General features: G+C 37.0%; 17 protein-coding genes. 8 read left to right on the plus strand and 9 right to left on the minus strand.

Features of this window, described 5'->3' with window-relative positions:
• Position 1: 1 nt before the first annotated feature.
• Complete coding sequence (locus ACN1CD_RS14190) at positions 2 to 790, minus strand: hypothetical protein (protein ID WP_419131039.1); 789 nt, start codon at positions 788 to 790, stop codon at positions 2 to 4.
• Positions 791 to 964: 174 nt separating this feature from the next.
• Between ACN1CD_RS14190 and ACN1CD_RS14195 the strand changes: the two genes are divergently transcribed.
• The 3 genes from ACN1CD_RS14195 (at position 965) to ACN1CD_RS14205 (ending at position 2824) form a co-directional block, all read left to right on the plus strand.
• Positions 965 to 1312 (plus strand): DHCW motif cupin fold protein, encoded by a 348-nt coding sequence (locus tag ACN1CD_RS14195; RefSeq protein ID WP_419131040.1) that lies wholly within the window; start codon positions 965 to 967, stop codon positions 1310 to 1312.
• Positions 1313 to 1430: 118 nt separating this feature from the next.
• Complete coding sequence (locus tag ACN1CD_RS14200) at positions 1431 to 1832, plus strand: META domain-containing protein (protein ID WP_419131041.1); 402 nt, start codon at positions 1431 to 1433, stop codon at positions 1830 to 1832.
• Between the two features lie 65 nt (positions 1833 to 1897).
• A complete protein-coding gene (locus ACN1CD_RS14205; RefSeq protein WP_419131042.1) occupies positions 1898 to 2824 on the plus strand; it encodes a YihY/virulence factor BrkB family protein in 927 nt (308 codons plus the stop codon).
• A gap of 54 nt (positions 2825 to 2878) precedes the next feature.
• Here ACN1CD_RS14205 and ACN1CD_RS14210 read toward each other — a convergent pair whose 3' ends face one another.
• Entirely contained in the window at positions 2879 to 3469 is a 591-nt protein-coding gene (locus tag ACN1CD_RS14210) for a porin family protein (protein ID WP_419131043.1), read from the minus strand.
• Between the two features lie 21 nt (positions 3470 to 3490).
• On the minus strand, positions 3491 to 3787 hold the full coding sequence (locus tag ACN1CD_RS14215) for a hypothetical protein (protein ID WP_029283053.1): 297 nt from the start codon (positions 3785 to 3787) through the stop codon (positions 3491 to 3493).
• A 137-nt stretch (positions 3788 to 3924) separates the two neighbouring features.
• On the opposite strand from ACN1CD_RS14215, the gene ACN1CD_RS14220 reads away from it, so the two are divergent.
• Positions 3925 to 5076 (plus strand): tetratricopeptide repeat protein, encoded by a 1152-nt coding sequence (locus ACN1CD_RS14220; protein ID WP_419131044.1) that lies wholly within the window; start codon positions 3925 to 3927, stop codon positions 5074 to 5076.
• On the opposite strand, the gene ACN1CD_RS14225 is transcribed toward ACN1CD_RS14220, so the two are convergent.
• The 4 genes from ACN1CD_RS14225 to ACN1CD_RS14240 all read right to left on the minus strand — a co-directional run bounded on the left by ACN1CD_RS14225 (position 5073) and on the right by ACN1CD_RS14240 (position 9300).
• Positions 5073 to 5534 carry a DUF4268 domain-containing protein gene (locus ACN1CD_RS14225; protein WP_419131045.1) on the minus strand — a complete coding sequence of 154 codons (462 nt, stop codon included), beginning with the start codon at positions 5532 to 5534 and terminating at the stop codon, positions 5073 to 5075. The two genes, ACN1CD_RS14220 and ACN1CD_RS14225, sit on opposite strands and share 4 nt — an antisense overlap.
• 507 nt (positions 5535 to 6041) lie before the next feature.
• On the minus strand, positions 6042 to 6626 hold the full coding sequence (locus ACN1CD_RS14230; RefSeq protein WP_419131046.1) for a riboflavin synthase: 585 nt from the start codon (positions 6624 to 6626) through the stop codon (positions 6042 to 6044).
• A gap of 62 nt (positions 6627 to 6688) precedes the next feature.
• A complete protein-coding gene (accC, locus tag ACN1CD_RS14235; RefSeq protein ID WP_419131047.1) occupies positions 6689 to 8197 on the minus strand; it encodes an acetyl-CoA carboxylase biotin carboxylase subunit in 1509 nt (502 codons plus the stop codon).
• Positions 8198 to 8277: 80 nt separating this feature from the next.
• Entirely contained in the window at positions 8278 to 9300 is a 1023-nt protein-coding gene (locus ACN1CD_RS14240) for a threonine aldolase family protein (protein WP_419131048.1), read from the minus strand.
• Between the two features lie 219 nt (positions 9301 to 9519).
• Between ACN1CD_RS14240 and ACN1CD_RS14245 the strand changes: the two genes are divergently transcribed.
• On the plus strand, positions 9520 to 10380 hold the full coding sequence (locus ACN1CD_RS14245) for a BadF/BadG/BcrA/BcrD ATPase family protein (RefSeq protein ID WP_419131049.1): 861 nt from the start codon (positions 9520 to 9522) through the stop codon (positions 10378 to 10380).
• 196 nt (positions 10381 to 10576) lie between these two features.
• On the opposite strand, the gene ACN1CD_RS14250 is transcribed toward ACN1CD_RS14245, so the two are convergent.
• A complete protein-coding gene (locus ACN1CD_RS14250) occupies positions 10577 to 11266 on the minus strand; it encodes an NUDIX hydrolase (RefSeq protein WP_419131050.1) in 690 nt (229 codons plus the stop codon).
• A gap of 109 nt (positions 11267 to 11375) precedes the next feature.
• Between ACN1CD_RS14250 and pfkA the strand changes: the two genes are divergently transcribed.
• The 3 genes from pfkA to gap are packed head-to-tail and all read left to right on the plus strand — an operon-like array spanning position 11376 to position 14215.
• Entirely contained in the window at positions 11376 to 12362 is a 987-nt protein-coding gene (gene pfkA / locus ACN1CD_RS14255; RefSeq protein WP_419131051.1) for a 6-phosphofructokinase, read from the plus strand.
• Between the two features lie 3 nt (positions 12363 to 12365).
• Positions 12366 to 13208, plus strand: coding sequence for a hypothetical protein (locus ACN1CD_RS14260; protein ID WP_419131052.1), 843 nt, complete (start codon positions 12366 to 12368; stop codon positions 13206 to 13208).
• A gap of 8 nt (positions 13209 to 13216) precedes the next feature.
• Positions 13217 to 14215 (plus strand): type I glyceraldehyde-3-phosphate dehydrogenase, encoded by a 999-nt coding sequence (gene gap, locus ACN1CD_RS14265; protein WP_154279720.1) that lies wholly within the window; start codon positions 13217 to 13219, stop codon positions 14213 to 14215.
• Positions 14216 to 15064: 849 nt separating this feature from the next.
• Here gap and ACN1CD_RS14270 read toward each other — a convergent pair.
• Positions 15065 to 15391: a hypothetical protein gene (locus ACN1CD_RS14270; protein ID WP_419131053.1), complete on the minus strand. Its 327-nt coding sequence runs from the start codon at positions 15389 to 15391 to the stop codon at positions 15065 to 15067.
• Positions 15392 to 15413: the final 22 nt, after the last annotated feature.

Genomic DNA, 15413 nt, shown 5'->3' on the forward strand with positions numbered 1-15413 from the left:
TCTATTTCTTAAATTCGCTGATGTCAACAATCCGGTTATCATCAGGATTTTGCTTTAAGAATGATGTTCCCTTAGCATTGGTGGCCCAGCTGTAACCCTGTCTGATTTCATTTGCCACATTTTCAGACTGAGCAACTTTTGCAGGAAGCGCAAGGTTATTGGTTTCGCCAGTACGATAATTTACCTGGTAAAGTGAATTGTTGGTTACAAAAACCAACGTTTTTTTATCAGAAGAATTAAATAAAAAATCACCTTGAATACGCTCTCCCTCCTGCTGTCTTTTTATAGGATAAATCTTTCCATTTACCAGTGCGATGGCAAAATCATTGTTTACTATTATATTACTCAGGCTCATTTCCTGTATACCTTTTGTATATTTTTTATCGTTTTTACCATTCGATGCCCTATCCAAACTCGTTACGCTCACTTTTCCATCTGTTAACGAAACCACATAAAATGGAGAAACCAGACCCGTACCATCCTCTACCTGAACCAATGCCGCCGTTTTTTGGGTATTGATAAATCTTGCTTCCTTAAACTTATTGGCCAATGGCTTCGGGTTATCCTGAACAGCCACCGTTGTATCTTTAAAAGTTATGGCATAACTTTCTTTGCCTTCCGGAGTTTCAGGCTCAATGGTTACAATATTTAAGGTTTGATTTTTAACTTTTGGAAACTCATTAAAATCATCATTTGCATATGCTTTTGGTGTGTAAACAGTTTCTAATTTACCCGGTTTACAAGCAAATAAGCTAACGGAAAGTAAAATGGCTAATACAGTAATTTTCATAGACTTAAGGTTCTTGCTTTTTTTTGCTAATTTATTACCTTTATTTCTTTCCTCCGATTAAATTTTCAACTTTATATGATTTTTATGTAGAATTGAAGATTAACATGGAGCATGTTCATGCCAATATATTACATATGAAATGATCATAACTTCCTTATCCAACACCAAAACAAGATGTATACCATTCCATTTACCAGTATTGACTGGAATCAGGTTGAAAAAACTGAACATATAGGCACAAGGGGTATAGCTACGTGGCAAACCCTAAATTTTGATGGTTTAAGAATCAGAATCGTAGAATATTCGCCAGATTACCTTGCAGACCATTGGTGTTTAAAAGGGCATATTGTACAATGCCTTGAAGGAAGTTTTGTGAGCGAAATGGAGGATGGAAGCACCTTTAGCTTATCAAAGGGAATGACTTATGTGGTATCAGATGATTTAAGCAGCCACAGGTCTATATCTGCCGGGGGAGTAAAGTTATTGATTATTGATGGTGATTTTTTAAAACCAAAAGCCTGATAAAAATCAGTCATCTTCAACCTTTATTAACATACTTAAACGTAGGTGAGAGAGAACCGCATACTTGGTAATACTTATTGGATTAATTATTGTTGATGTTTTCCAAATTACAAAACCTATGAAAAATTTATTCATCTTCGGAATGATCCTTTGCCTTTTTAGTGCCTGTTTAGAAAAAAATGACCCTAAAAAATTAACCAACACCAAGTGGGAATTAACTGAATTACCCGGCTTAACACTTCCGCCAAGCTCAAAAGCAACGCTCATTTTTGGCGATAGTTTAAAGGTAAGTGGTAAATCATTTTGCAACAGCTATGGCGGCAAGATAGAAGTTAAAGAACAAAAAATTTCATTGAAAGATATTTTCAGTACCAGAATGTTCTGCCAGGAAACAGATGCGGCCGAACGGGCTTATATGCAAGCCATTAATCAGGTAACCGGAGCCAAAATAACAGATAGCGAACTTCAGCTCTTAAATGGAGATAAGAAACTATTGGTATTTAAAAAGTTCGATCAATAACAATCTATATACAAATAGAACGAAATAAAGTATTTTGATTATTTTCGACCCTTTATTAATCGAACATGCTGTCAAAACTAAAGGATGAATTACGTTTTTTTTTCTTAACCGGGAGAAATGCATTTGTTTTATTTCAACAAAATGATCCTTTACGCTTAGCAGGAGCTACTGCTTTCTTTACCAACTTTGCATTACCTCCAATACTAATTATTCTAATTCGCTTATTCGGGCTTTTTACTGACAGGCGTACACTATTCACCAATATTTTTCAGCGGCTGGCTAATATCCTTGATGAGGATAGTATCAAACAAATTAAGTTGACCCTTAGAAATATCAGGGGAATTGATCAGGCCTGGTATATTACCTTGTTTAGTTTCGTCTTTTTTCTTTTTGTGGCAACCACGCTTTTTAATGTGATTAAAAATTCTTTAGAACAAATCTGGAACATTGGACAGAAGGATAAAAAAGGAATATTAGCAACTTTGAAATCAAGAGCCATATCCATGACGATCATTTTATTCGCTGGAATCTTATTTTTTATCGGCTTATTAGCTGATAGTGTTCAGGCAATTATTGGTGCTTATTTGAAAACAAATTCACCATCTTTTGGCCTCATTCTTACCTCAATACTGAACCAGATTATTTTTGTAATTATCGTAACCACGTGGTTTACTATGTTATTCAGATTCTTAACCAATGGCAGACCTACCTGGAAAGCGGCATTTTCTGGCGGATTACTTACTGGCTGTTTGTTTACTGCCGGCAAATACATTTTGAGAATTCTATTGCCACTAAGCAACATTAGCAATATCTATGGTTCAGCAGGATCAATTATCGTAATTATGCTTTTTGTATTTTACTCTTCACTCATCTTCTATTTTGGTGCATCTTACATCAAGGCTTTAAGTATCGGCAGGGAAACGCCCATCATCCCTAAAAATGGATCATATGCTTATGAGCTTACGGAAATAGATACAGAAAAAACGCCATAAAAAAAGGGCAGATCAAATGTCTGCCCTCTTATATACTGATAATTTAATATCAGATTAAAAAATTCTATATCCTAAACCAACAGTGAACAAGTTCAACTTTGTTCCAGGATAACCATCTTTATTTAATTTAGACAAGCCCAATTCGTAACGTGCATCAATACTTAATTTCTTAATATCAAGTGCTGCGCCAAACTGCCATGCAAATGCCTGGTTTTTAAAGTTTCCGTTAAAAACATTTCCGGTAGCCTGACCAAAACTTTGTTTCTCATCTAAGATAAATGAAACCATTGGACCTGTATTTAACCTAACGCCAACGCCCAAGGCACCAATTTTAGTTCCAACCAATAATGGAACATCCAAACTGGTAAAACTCACTTTGTTTACCTGGCCTGTTGCATCACTAACTAAATTCGTTTTCTTACCAGAGATGTAAAGTTCTGGTTGAAAATGAACGCCTGCACCACCAATCCTCGCCCATAAACCGCCATAAAAACCAGCGCGGTTATCACTACTAAAAGTGTTATCGCTATCAAACTTTGAAAAATTTGCTCCGGCTTTTAAACCTAGCTGGAAGGTTGGTAATACCTGTGCGCTTGCAAAAAAGCATACAAATAAACAGGCAACAGTTAATGATAAAGATTTCATATTAAATAGGGTTAAAGTTAATTAGCTAGTCGCATTGTTGATTGCTTCTTGTTCTTTCAAGGCATCAACATTGTTCTTATCGCCAAAATTTTGTGTCTTACCTGCAAAGTAATCTAAAATTCCTGAGATAGTATCTAAGTTATCAGCTAAATTTTGGTGAATATCTGGTAAATCTTTTTCCAACCTGCCATCGCCTAGTTCGATATTGTCAACTTCAATTTTACCAATCTTTTGAATAAGTGCGGTTTGGGAGTTCTGTAAATCCTCTAATTCACGCACAATTTTTTCCATCAATTCGAATTTCTGTAAGGTATTCATAGCTTCTTATTTTTAAATTTTTATACTGTTACCTTTATAAACCCACTCGTCTTCAATTTGTTTTATTTACCTATTCTTCCATATAGATTTGGAATAATCAAAAACAACTAATAAATTAGTTTAAAATATTTATGGTTATGAAAAATCTTTGTACATGCTTACTATTATTTTTTCTTTCAGCGTTTTGTTATGCACAAAATACGCCAGTTATAGATAAAGATAAGTTGTTTGATTTATATCAAAGTCAGCGGTATGCCGATGCAGCAGTTTACCTAAAAAGTATCTTCAATGATGACACACAGGATATAAAAGCATTAACACAGATCGGCTATTGCTTTTTAATGGCCGGAAATAATGTAGAGGCAGAAAAATATTATAGCAAGGCCTACCAAATACAGCCACATAGTTTACCAATTCTTTTCAGCCTGGGTAATATTAGTACCAAACGTGGCAATAACGATAAAGCGAAGAAGTATTACGGTGAAATTGCAAAAATCGACAGCAATAATTTTAATGTTTATAAGCTGCTCACCAACTTATACCCATCCCTAAAAGATTCTTTAAGATTTGTTTACCTGTTAAAAGCCAATCAAATTAACCCTGGTGAGGGAGATATTGCCGCTGACCTGGCTGAAGTACATGCCGTTTCCCAAAATTATGATAAGGCCTATGAGGTTCTTAACATTGCAATTAAAGCTGATAGCGAGAATCTGGTATTACAGCGGGCGAAACTTCCAGTCGCTAATCAATTAAAAAAATATCAGGAAGTAATTAATTCAGGAGAAAGATTAATGAAAGATGGAATGGATGCGGCGGTAATTAAAGATGTGGCTAAAGCTTATTATTATACAAAAAACTATAACAAAGCGATCAAACTTTTTTCGCTGCTCGAAAACCTGCTGATGCAGAACGAAAATACTTTATACTTTACCAGTTTAAGTTTTCGCTACTTAAAGAATTATAAAATGGCTGCCGTTTATGCTAAGAAAACAATTGATGAGGCAATCTCACCAAACACGACAAGTTATTATGTGCTATTGGGGCTGGTATACGAAGAGAACAGTCAGTTTGCATTAGCAAATTCAGCCTATAAAAAAGGCTTGCAGTTTAAAGCCAACCCGACCATTTATTATCGCCTGGCTACACTTTATGACACCAAACTTAATCAGCGAAAAGCTGCACTTAATTACTATCAACTTTACCTCAAAAGCAAACCTAATGCAGCCGATGATAAGGAAGAGATCAAATTTACAAAAGACCGGATTGCGCAGCTAAACCTGGCTGACTAAACCAGGTCTTCGAAAACTGGTTTAACATTATCCCAGAAATCATCAAGCGCAATAATTCTTGGCTTGAAGAATGAAATCAGTTCAGGCCAGTGTTGTTGATTAAAGATGCTTACTCCAGTTAAGGTGACTGAAATCTGACTAATTGTTTTGCCATATTCATCCGTAAAATCTCTTTGCCAGTCCCATTCTTGGCCTACTGTATTGGTGAACATGAGCTTAAACTCTTCAAACTGATCAAAAATCAGGTGGCGAATCTCCGGATCTGGATGGCTTAACTGAATGGCGATACTTGCCTTTTTGCTATCCACATCCATTTTAAAAATGATGTTTTTTACGCCAGTTTTGTAATTAATCCAGTGTACAGTGCTTCCACTTGCTGAAGGAACAGGCTTCATGTATTGCCCGAAACTGATCCAAAATTGCTGCCTTAACCGGGCGGCCTCATCTTTACTGTACATCCTAATCTATATCTGCAATGAAATAAGGTTGATATAAGACATCAACCACCAAAGCTGCAATATTAAAGCATTAATTTTTATATTCAAAACAATACCAACTTGCAAGTTTAAAACACGTCATGCTGACCTGTAGCGAAGCGGAAAGCTACGCAGTAAATTTAGTTCAGCACCTATCTAAGTAAGATCCTGAATCAAGTTCAGGAGGACGATTCGTCGCAAAAGGGATTTCCTCGAGGGATGAACTAACCCATTCGTCATGCTGACCTGTAGCGCAGCGGAAAGCTACGCAGTAAATTTAGTTCAGCACCTATCCAGGTAAGGTCCTGAATCAAGTTCAGGAGGACGATTTATTGCAAAAGGGACTTCCTAGAGGGATTTACTAACCCATTCGTCATGCTGACCTGTAGCGCAGCGGAAAGCTACGCAGTAAATTTAGTTCAGCACCTATCTTGGTTGATACTGAATCAAGTTCAGAAGGACGGTTCGTATTAAAGGGGGTTTCCGTTCCTACTTATTCATCAACCTGGCAACGTATTTTCCAATAATGTCAAATTCCAGGTTTACTGTGTCGCCCACCTGAACTTCCTGCAAATTGGTGTGTTCGAAGGTGTAGGGAATGATGAAAACAGAAAACTCATCTGTTGTAGAATTGACAACGGTTAAACTGATTCCATTTACGCAAGCAGAACCTTTTTCTACCGTTACATTCCCAGAACTACTATCATATTTGAAACGATATTCCCAGCTACCATCTAATTCTGCTCTTTTAACACAAACGGCAGTTTGATCTACATGCCCCTGAACAATATGACCATCCAAACGGGCATTCATTTGCATGCAACGTTCCAGATTTACCCGGCTTCCTACTTTTAAATTACCTATGCTGGTTTTATTTAAGGTTTCATCAATGGCCGTAACCGTATGCGCACCATCAGCTAAAGATACCACTGTGAGGCAAACGCCATTGTGCGCCACACTTTGGTCGATCTTTAATTCGTGGCTAATGGCCGATGAAATGGTAAAATGAATGTTGGTATGATCGTTTTTGATGGCGGTAACCTCGCCCAGCGTTTCTATAATTCCAGTAAACATGATTTATAATTGTTGAGGTCACCTTAAGATTCTAAACTATGTTAGAAATTAAGAAACCAATATTAATATTCTAATCTATTTTTTCTCCAGTTTGATGATTGTTGGGTAACCTGTTCCTGTTCCACACTCAAAACATTTTTCTGAAAAAACTTTGCAGCGATAACAGCAGCAATTAATACTTCATCATCATTTACAAGCTTATTTTTATCTGGTTTAAAATATTTAGACACAAAATGAGTATCGAAATTTCCAGTTTTAAAAGCTTCATGCTGCATTACAAACTTACCAAAAGCAAGGGTAGTTTCTATCCCTGTAATCTCATATTCTTCTATTGCCCTAACCATTCTGGCGATCGCCTCTTCCCTATCCTTACCATATGTAATCAGTTTAGCAATCATCGGATCATAATAAATCGGGATTTCCATTCCTTGCTCAAAGCCATCATCAACCCGTACACCGTTTCCTTTCGGAGTTTTATAGGTTTGGAGCACGCCAATATCTGGCAGAAAGTTGTTGTTCGGATCTTCTGCGTAAACGCGAAGCTCAACCGCATGACCGCTAACTTTCAAATCTTCCTGACGGAAACTTAATGGCTCACCAGCAGCAATTTTTATTTGTTCTTTAACCAAATCTATACCCGTAATCAATTCCGTAACCGGATGCTCTACCTGCAATCGGGTATTCATTTCGAGGAAGAAAAAATCGAGGTTTTCATCTAAAATAAATTCCACTGTTCCGGCGCCGGTATAATTAACGGAACGTGCAACATCTACTGCGCATTTTCCCATTTTCTCGCGAATTTCTGGCGTTAATACCGATGAAGGTGCCTCTTCCACAACCTTTTGATGGCGGCGCTGCACAGAACACTCCCGTTCAAAAAGATGGACAATGTTTCCATACTGATCACCAAGAACCTGAATTTCGATATGCCGTGGGGAGGTAACATATCGCTCAATAAACACTGCACCATCGCCAAAGGCAGAAGTTGCCTCGCTTACGGCCAGGTCCATCTGCTCTTCAAAATCGTCAACACTTTCTACAATCCGCATTCCTTTTCCGCCACCACCCGCAGCCGCTTTGATCAGGATGGGGAAGCCAACTTCAACAGCTCTTTTCTTTGCTTCATTTAAATCAGTAATGGCTTCTTCCGTTCCCGGAACCATTGGGATATTATATTTTAATGCTGCCGCTTTCGCTGATAATTTATTTCCCATGATCTCCATGGCTTCTGCAGATGGCCCGATTAAGATTAACCCTGCATCGGCTACCTTTTGCGCAAAGGCAGCATTTTCAGATAAGAAACCATAGCCTGGATGAATGGCATCTGCACCAGTTATTTTGCATGCATCAATAATTTTTTCTCCAACTAAATAGCTTTGGTTTGATGGCGCCGGACCAATACAAATCGCCTCATCAGCATAACGAACATGCAGTGCATTGCGATCCGCTTCAGAAAATACAGCAACAGTTTTTATCCCCATTTCTTTTGCAGAACGCATAATACGCAAAGCAATCTCACCACGGTTGGCTATTAGTATTTTGGTTATTGGTTTATTGGCTTTTTGGTTCATTCGTTTAACACCTTTTTATTTAAACAATGTATATCAAGCGTTGCAAACTCCGGACGTCTGACTAAAGACTTCCGACTTCACTACAAATGTAATATTATTTCAATCGCACGATCAATCATCGCTGGGCTAAGATCCAGGTGCGTTACCAACCTCACCGTGCTTGCGCTTGTTGTTCCGCAGTAAAGTCCCTTTTCTTTTAGTTGCTGAACCACTTTTTCTGCAGTTCCAGCTGCCACTTCAAAGATTACGATATTAGTTTCAACAGGCAAAACAGAAAGTACATACTTTGTACTTAATAATGCCGTAGCCAGGGCGTGTGCATGTTGATGGTCTTCCTTTAACCTTTCCACATGATGATCTAGGGCATAAATCCCCGCGGCCGCTAAAAACCCTGCCTGGCGCATTCCACCGCCAAATGCTTTCCGCAGTTTACGTGCCTTTCTGATCATATCTTTACTGCCTAATAGTACTGATCCAACTGGTGCACCAAGTCCTTTAGATAAACAAACGGAAATGCCATCAAAGTATTTACCATAATCGTGTGCTTGATCACCTGTTTTAGCCAAGGCATTAAAAATCCTTGCGCCATCCAAATGAAGTTTCAAACCTTTAATATTACACAAATGATGGATGGGTGCAATCTGAGTGAGGTCATAACATTTTCCTCCACCCTTGTTCACGGTGTTTTCCAGCACGACCAGGCTGGAGTTCGGATAATGGATATTGTCTTCATTAATTTCCGGCTCGATAAGTTCTGGAGTTAAAATCCCTCTTTCGCCGTGAAGCAATCTCACGGATGCGCCGGAGTGAAAGGCAATTCCGCCAATTTCATAACGGTAAACATGTGCGGTTTGGTCGCAAATTACTTCATCCATTGGTTGAGTGAAACATTTAATGGCAATTTGGTTTGTCATCGTCCCTGATGGACAAAATAACCCGGCTTCCATATTGAAGATATTGCAAAGCTTTTCCTCCAAGGCAGCCACCGTTTCATCCTCGCCAAAAACATCATCACCTACCTTTGCACTCATCATGGCATCCAGCATACCAGCTGTAGGTTTGGTTACAGTATCGCTTCTAAAATCTAAAAAGTTATTATTCATTTGACTTAAAATTGTAAAATATTCTTGACGGTTAAAAAAAAGACCAATGCCCTTTCTAGTATAATATTAGGCTTTTAACGTGATTAACGCCCCTATATAGTGTATTTTTTACACACTTAAATTTCAACAACAATAAATTGTTAAAAAATTATTAAAAAAAAGGATACAAAATATAAGAGTTTTTATACTTTTATCGTGCTAAAACCAAAAATAAATAAAATGATAGTAATTGCAGACGGTGGATCGACCAAAACAAACTGGTGTCTGATTAACGAGGCCGGCAGAAAAATTTACTTTAACACCGAGGGTTACAATCCATATTTTTCAAAAGGAGAATACATTGTAAAATCTTTAAACGAAACACTTCCAGACCACTTGGAAAGAGAAAAGCTAACCGCTGTTTATTATTATGGCGCTGGTTGTTCTACCCCCGGTAACGTAAAGATTGTGGCTGATGCCATGAAACAGGTTTTCATTAATGCCGAAATCTTTGTTGGTCATGATCTACTTGCCTCTTGCAGAGCACTTCTTGGAAACGAGCCAGGATTTGCTGCTATCTTAGGCACAGGTACCAACTCATGTTTATACGACGGGAACGACATTACCTTGAATATAGATTCTTTAGGTTACTTTTTGGGTGATGAAGGTAGCGGTTCCTACATTGGGAAACGCATTTTGAGCGATTATATGAAAGGTTACATGCCGAAAGGTTTACGTGAGGCTTTTTATGATAACTATGCCTTAACCAACGAAGATATTTTCGATAATATTTACAACAAGCCATTGCCGAACCGTTTCTGTGCTAGCTTTAGTAAATTCTTATACGATTTTAAAGATAACTACGAAGACTACGCATTCAGCACAATAGATTATGCTTTCACGTCATTCTTCGAGGCATTGGTGATTCACTATCCAAACTACAAAGACCACAAATTAAATTGTGTTGGTTCTGTAGGTTACAGCTTCCGTGATATTTTAAGTATTGTAGCAGATCGTTATGAAATGGGCGTTGGTAAAATTATCCGCTCACCTATAGATGATTTAGTTCACTACCATTTAGAGGCCGCTAAGAAAGGTTAGTTTTTAGTACTGAGTTTGGAGTCTTTAGTCTGAAGTCATGAGTCCAAAGTCTTTAAAGCCATAAAAAAGGTCCCTATTGAAATTCAATCGGGACCTTTTTTATATGGCAACCTGGTCTTTAATCTTTGCTCCTTATTCCTTGCTCTTCAATCTTTATTCCTTGCTCTTTATTCCTTGCTCTTTACTCTTCGCGCTCCTAAAAAGAAATCTCCTTACCAAATAATTTTGCATATCTGCGTTTATCAAAACGATACAGTGTTGCTGCACGATAAGAAACACCTTTCTGCTTTTCATCTAATTCTTTAAGCACACCGAAACTGACAATCTTTTTTCTAAAGTTCCGCTTATCGAGTTTTTTACCTAAGATTAACTCATACACATGCTGCAATTGGGTTAAGGTAAATTTTTCAGGAAGTAATTCAAAGGCAATTGGCTGATGTTTAATCCTCCTTTTGATTTTTTCTAACCCTTTATCATAAATCTTCTGGTGATCGAAAGCCAGTTTTGGCAAATCGGTAATAGGCAACCAGTTCGCACGTTTAGCATAAGTACTAATCGGACGAAGCTCCTTCTCACCACCCAAGCGAATCAGCGCATAATATGCCAGCGTAATTACCCTACCTTGCGGGTGCCTTCCCGGATCTCCAAAAGCATAATATTGCTCCATGTAAATACCACGTAAGCCCGTTAACTCATAAAGGATACGAGAAGCCGATTGATCCAGACTTTCATCTGCGCCAACAATGTTACCGGGCAAAGCCCACCAATCTTTAAATGGTTCTTCATTTCTTTCGATAAGTAAGATTTTTAATTCCTTACCATCAAATCCAAACAAAACGCAATCTATCGAGAATACTGAATCTAAATGAGGTAAAATTTGTTCCAAGGTAAAATTTAGTTATTTTAAGCAGATAAAGGTATGACTTTCAATATTAAGTAAAAAAAATAAAAAAAATTACTTAGTGTAAAAATTACACACTATATTCGTATCATAGATGGAGCCAAATATTAAAAATATAGCTGTACTTACTTCTGGTGGCGATGCCCCAGGAATGAATGCGGCAATCAGAGCTGTTGTTCGTACCGGAATTTACCATGGCATCAATATGTTTGGTGTGATGCAAGGTTACCAGGGATTGATCACAGACAATATAAAACCAATGGATGCCCGATCTGTAAGTAATATTTTACACTTAGGGGGAACCATATTAAAAACTGCACGCTGTTTAGAATTTAAAACAGAAGAAGGGCAGCAAATTGCCTATCAGAATTTAAAGAAAAATAACATCGATGGTTTAGTGGTTATCGGCGGAGATGGAACTTTTACCGGCGCAAAACGTTTTTCTGAAACTTTTGGCGTTAAAGTAATCGGGATTCCAGGAACGATTGATAATGACTTAGTTGGATCTGACTTTACTTTAGGCTATGATACTGCTATTAATACCGTAATTGAAGCTATAGATAAAATCAGGGATACTGCAGATGCACATGATCGTTTGTTCTTTGTTGAAGTAATGGGAAGAGATTCTGGCTGTATTGCACTTAGAAGTTCCATTGCAAGTGGCGCAGAAGCTGTTTTATTACCAGAAAGAGCAACCAGTGTAGATGAATTAATTACTAAACTGGCATTAGGTGCAGCAACTAAGAAATCATCCAGCATTGTAATTGTTGCTGAAGGACATAAACAGGGCGGCGCTTACGATATTGCTAAAAAAGTAAAGGAAACTTTTGATCATTACGATACTAAAGTAACCATCCTGGGGCATTTGCAAAGAGGCGGAAGTCCAAGCAGTTTCGACCGTATTTTAGGAAGCAGACTAGGCTTTGCCGCAGTAAATGCACTGATTGCAGGCGAAACGGAGCAAATGGTTGGTTTACATGGTAATGCTATTAAGCTAACCAGTATTACGGAGGCGCTTACTGCACATAGTTTCAAACTGGAACCAGACTTAATGGAAATGACTGAAGTTTTATCGATATAATTTATGGTAGCAGTTGTTTACAGTGGATCAAGAACCGCATTTTGGAAATTAACACGAAATGGACACGTAGTAGCGCATTGCAATACAACGGGCATTAATCCAACCTTTGTAGATCCGAAAATGATTCTTCAGATTCTGAATAAAAAAATTGTGCTGGTAAACAATGCCGAAAATATCAAGAAGATTTATTTCTTTGCTGCAGGAGCGTCTTCTGCAGATCGAAAAGATGAACTTGCAGAAACTTTATCATCATTTTTTAGATACAGTAAAGTTTTTGTCGAAAATGATTTGTTCGGTGCAGCTAAGGCTGCTTGTTACGACCAACCCGGAATAGTAGGCATGTTGGGAAGTGGATCCAACTGTGCGTATTTCGAAGGTAAAAAATTGATTGACAACAATTTTGGCTTAGGATACATACTCGGTGATGAAGGTTCATCTAACTATTTTGGAAAAATACTTCTTAAGAAATTTTTAAGTAAGCAATTGCCAGAAGAACTGGAAACAAAATTTATCAGGAATTTTAATCTGGATCGCCCTCAAATTTTAGAAAGAATTTACAATAAGCCACAGGCGAATATTTTTTTAACTTCTTTCTTCGATTTTTTTACTCAAAATATTAAACATGAGTACATCCTTGGGTTAATCGATGAGGGATTTGAGAAATATTTCCAAACCTACGTATTACCCGTGGTTGCAAAATATAACAATGAAGATTTACACTTCGTTGGTAAAGTGGCCGCAGAATTGGAAGATCGATTGCAACTTGCAGCTGAAAGGCATCAACTAAAAATAAAATCTATTATTAAAGAACCCATATTAAATTTATTAAAACATTACACTAATTAACAAAAACAATGAGCAAAATTGGAATAAACGGCTTTGGCCGTATCGGCAGACTGGTTTTCAGAGCCGCATTAAAAAGAGGATTAGATATTGTAGCAATTAACGATTTGATCGAGCCGGATTACATGGCTTATATGTTGAAATATGATACAACACACGGTAAATTTGATGGCACAATTGAAGTTGTAGATGGTAACTTAGTCGTTAATGGCAAAACAATTCGTGTAACTGCAGAAAGAAATCCTGCTGACTTGAAATGGGATGCAGTTGGTGTTGAAGTAGTAATCGAATCTACTGGTTTATTTTTAACCCGTGCTGATGCTGAAAAACACATCGCTGCTGGTGCTAAAAAAGTTGTTTTCTCTGCTCCTGCTAAGGATAGCGACATCCCTACTTATGTAATGGGTGTTAACCACGATAAATTAACGGCAGATCAAACTATCGTTTCTAATGCATCTTGTACTACCAACTGTTTAGCGCCAATCGCTAAGGTATTAAATGATAACTTCGGAATCGTTGAAGGCTTAATGAGTACAATTCACGCAGTAACTGCAACTCAAAAAACAGTAGATGGTCCTTCGGCTAAAGACTGGAGAGGCGGACGTGGTGGTTTCTCTAACATCATTCCTTCATCAACTGGTGCTGCTAAGGCAGTAGGTATGGTATTACCTGAATTAAAAGGTAAATTAACAGGTATGTCTTTCCGCGTTCCAGTAGCTGACGTTTCTGTTGTGGATTTAACTGTTCGCTTAGAAAAAGCAGCAACTTACGAAGAAATTAAAGCGGCAATGAAAGCTGCTTCTGAAGGTGAATTAAAAGGCGTATTGGCTTACACTGAAGACGAGGTGGTATCTTCTGACTTCATTGGTGATGATCATGCTTCTATTTTCGATGCAAAAGCTGGTATTTCATTAAATGATAACTTCGTAAAAGTTGTTTCATGGTATGATAACGAGTGGGGATATTCTTCTGCACTTGCTAAATTCGTAGAATACTACGCTAGTTTATAATAGAAAACAGCTACAAAGCTAAATTAAGTAGTTTAAAAGCGACAATGCCATTGGCATTTGTCGCTTTTTCATTTTAAACAGAAATTTCACTAATAAAAAGGAGTATAATTTTGATTTAAAAATAAAATAAGACTTAAATAATCTATCAAAAAAGTGTCTTTACAAAAAAAATAACACTAAAATCACCTTAAAATTAAATTTAATCATCAAACAACCCTAATTTTATAAAAAAACAGCTACCATACATCTGTTTTTTACTAAAATTTAACATTTACTTAACACATTTTCAGTGTATATTCGTAGCATGGCAGTTTTAGCAGAGGATTCGAGCATAAAAACTACAACAAACAAAAAATGACAAAAAAAATATATAAAAATTTCATAGTGTATTTTTTACACTATCATTTTTTTTACTATATTTGTAGAGTAATAAACGAGACGATGTTTATTCAATTAAAAAAAGATAAATCATTCTCCTTAAAAAATAAATTTTAGACGGAGGATTAAAGACAAAGCCTGGCTCATAACAGGTTTATATTTGGTTAGAAAAAAAGGAGACGCTTGGATGAGGTCTCCTTTTTCTTTTTCAGATAATTTTGAAAATTTTGGCTAAGCGAATAAAGTTGTGCAAAACAAAATCGAGCTCCATCAAACATATAAATAGTTTAAAATTAATAACATGGGTACCTCACCAAGTAGCCTAAGTTTTATCTCGTCAATCTGTTAATAGCAATGGATCTATTAGGAATGAATTTTTCGATTAGCGAGAAAACGAACGATAGATAAAAATCTAATCTGAAATATCTTGGAAAGAATAAGACTAATCTACAGAGATAGTTCAGATAAATTTTAAGTATTGGCATAATGATGGTTAATCTGATCATTTGAAATTTGATTTAACCAGATGAAGATTTTCAATTTGGTTTCGTCATAAACCGTAATTGAATTCCAGGCTTCAAGAAATATCTTCTCCAAAATAACTTCAGCTGTTAGCCTATCTCCCACTTTCCTAAGCACAATACCAAACAATGCCGCAGCATATTTTTTATATAATAGCCGAAACGTTTCCAAATCGCGTGACCTTAAACGTTCAAAAAAGATTTCCTGATCAGATAACCAGCCACTTAGGCCCGAGCCTTCTTCTTGTTGCTTTAATACATTAAATGAAACTTGCATTTGCTGATCAGTATAAATCCTT

It is taken from the genome of Pedobacter sp. N23S346, from assembly GCF_048515415.1.
In the GTDB taxonomy this organism is placed as follows: Bacteria; Bacteroidota; Bacteroidia; order Sphingobacteriales; family Sphingobacteriaceae; genus Pedobacter.

Excerpts from the sequence above, each read along its gene's own strand:
- pfkA (WP_419131051.1), top strand. The coding sequence starts at position 11,376 with ATGGAGCCAAATATTAAAAATATAGCTGTACTTACTTCTGGTGGCGAT.
- ACN1CD_RS14230 (WP_419131046.1), bottom strand. The coding sequence starts at position 6,626 with ATGTTTACTGGAATTATAGAAACGCTGGGCGAGGTTACCGCCATCAAA.
- ACN1CD_RS14190 (WP_419131039.1), bottom strand. The coding sequence starts at position 790 with ATGAAAATTACTGTATTAGCCATTTTACTTTCCGTTAGCTTATTTGCT.
- ACN1CD_RS14240 (WP_419131048.1), bottom strand. The coding sequence starts at position 9,300 with ATGAATAATAACTTTTTAGATTTTAGAAGCGATACTGTAACCAAACCT.
- ACN1CD_RS14200 (WP_419131041.1), top strand. The coding sequence starts at position 1,431 with ATGAAAAATTTATTCATCTTCGGAATGATCCTTTGCCTTTTTAGTGCC.
- ACN1CD_RS14270 (WP_419131053.1), bottom strand. The coding sequence starts at position 15,391 with ATGCAAGTTTCATTTAATGTATTAAAGCAACAAGAAGAAGGCTCGGGC.
- accC (WP_419131047.1), bottom strand. The coding sequence starts at position 8,197 with ATGAACCAAAAAGCCAATAAACCAATAACCAAAATACTAATAGCCAAC.
- ACN1CD_RS14220 (WP_419131044.1), top strand. The coding sequence starts at position 3,925 with ATGAAAAATCTTTGTACATGCTTACTATTATTTTTTCTTTCAGCGTTT.
- ACN1CD_RS14225 (WP_419131045.1), bottom strand. The coding sequence starts at position 5,534 with ATGTACAGTAAAGATGAGGCCGCCCGGTTAAGGCAGCAATTTTGGATC.
- ACN1CD_RS14210 (WP_419131043.1), bottom strand. The coding sequence starts at position 3,469 with ATGAAATCTTTATCATTAACTGTTGCCTGTTTATTTGTATGCTTTTTT.
- ACN1CD_RS14205 (WP_419131042.1), top strand. The coding sequence starts at position 1,898 with ATGCTGTCAAAACTAAAGGATGAATTACGTTTTTTTTTCTTAACCGGG.
- gap (WP_154279720.1), top strand. The coding sequence starts at position 13,217 with ATGAGCAAAATTGGAATAAACGGCTTTGGCCGTATCGGCAGACTGGTT.
- ACN1CD_RS14245 (WP_419131049.1), top strand. The coding sequence starts at position 9,520 with ATGATAGTAATTGCAGACGGTGGATCGACCAAAACAAACTGGTGTCTG.
- ACN1CD_RS14215 (WP_029283053.1), bottom strand. The coding sequence starts at position 3,787 with ATGAATACCTTACAGAAATTCGAATTGATGGAAAAAATTGTGCGTGAA.
- ACN1CD_RS14260 (WP_419131052.1), top strand. The coding sequence starts at position 12,366 with ATGGTAGCAGTTGTTTACAGTGGATCAAGAACCGCATTTTGGAAATTA.
- ACN1CD_RS14195 (WP_419131040.1), top strand. The coding sequence starts at position 965 with ATGTATACCATTCCATTTACCAGTATTGACTGGAATCAGGTTGAAAAA.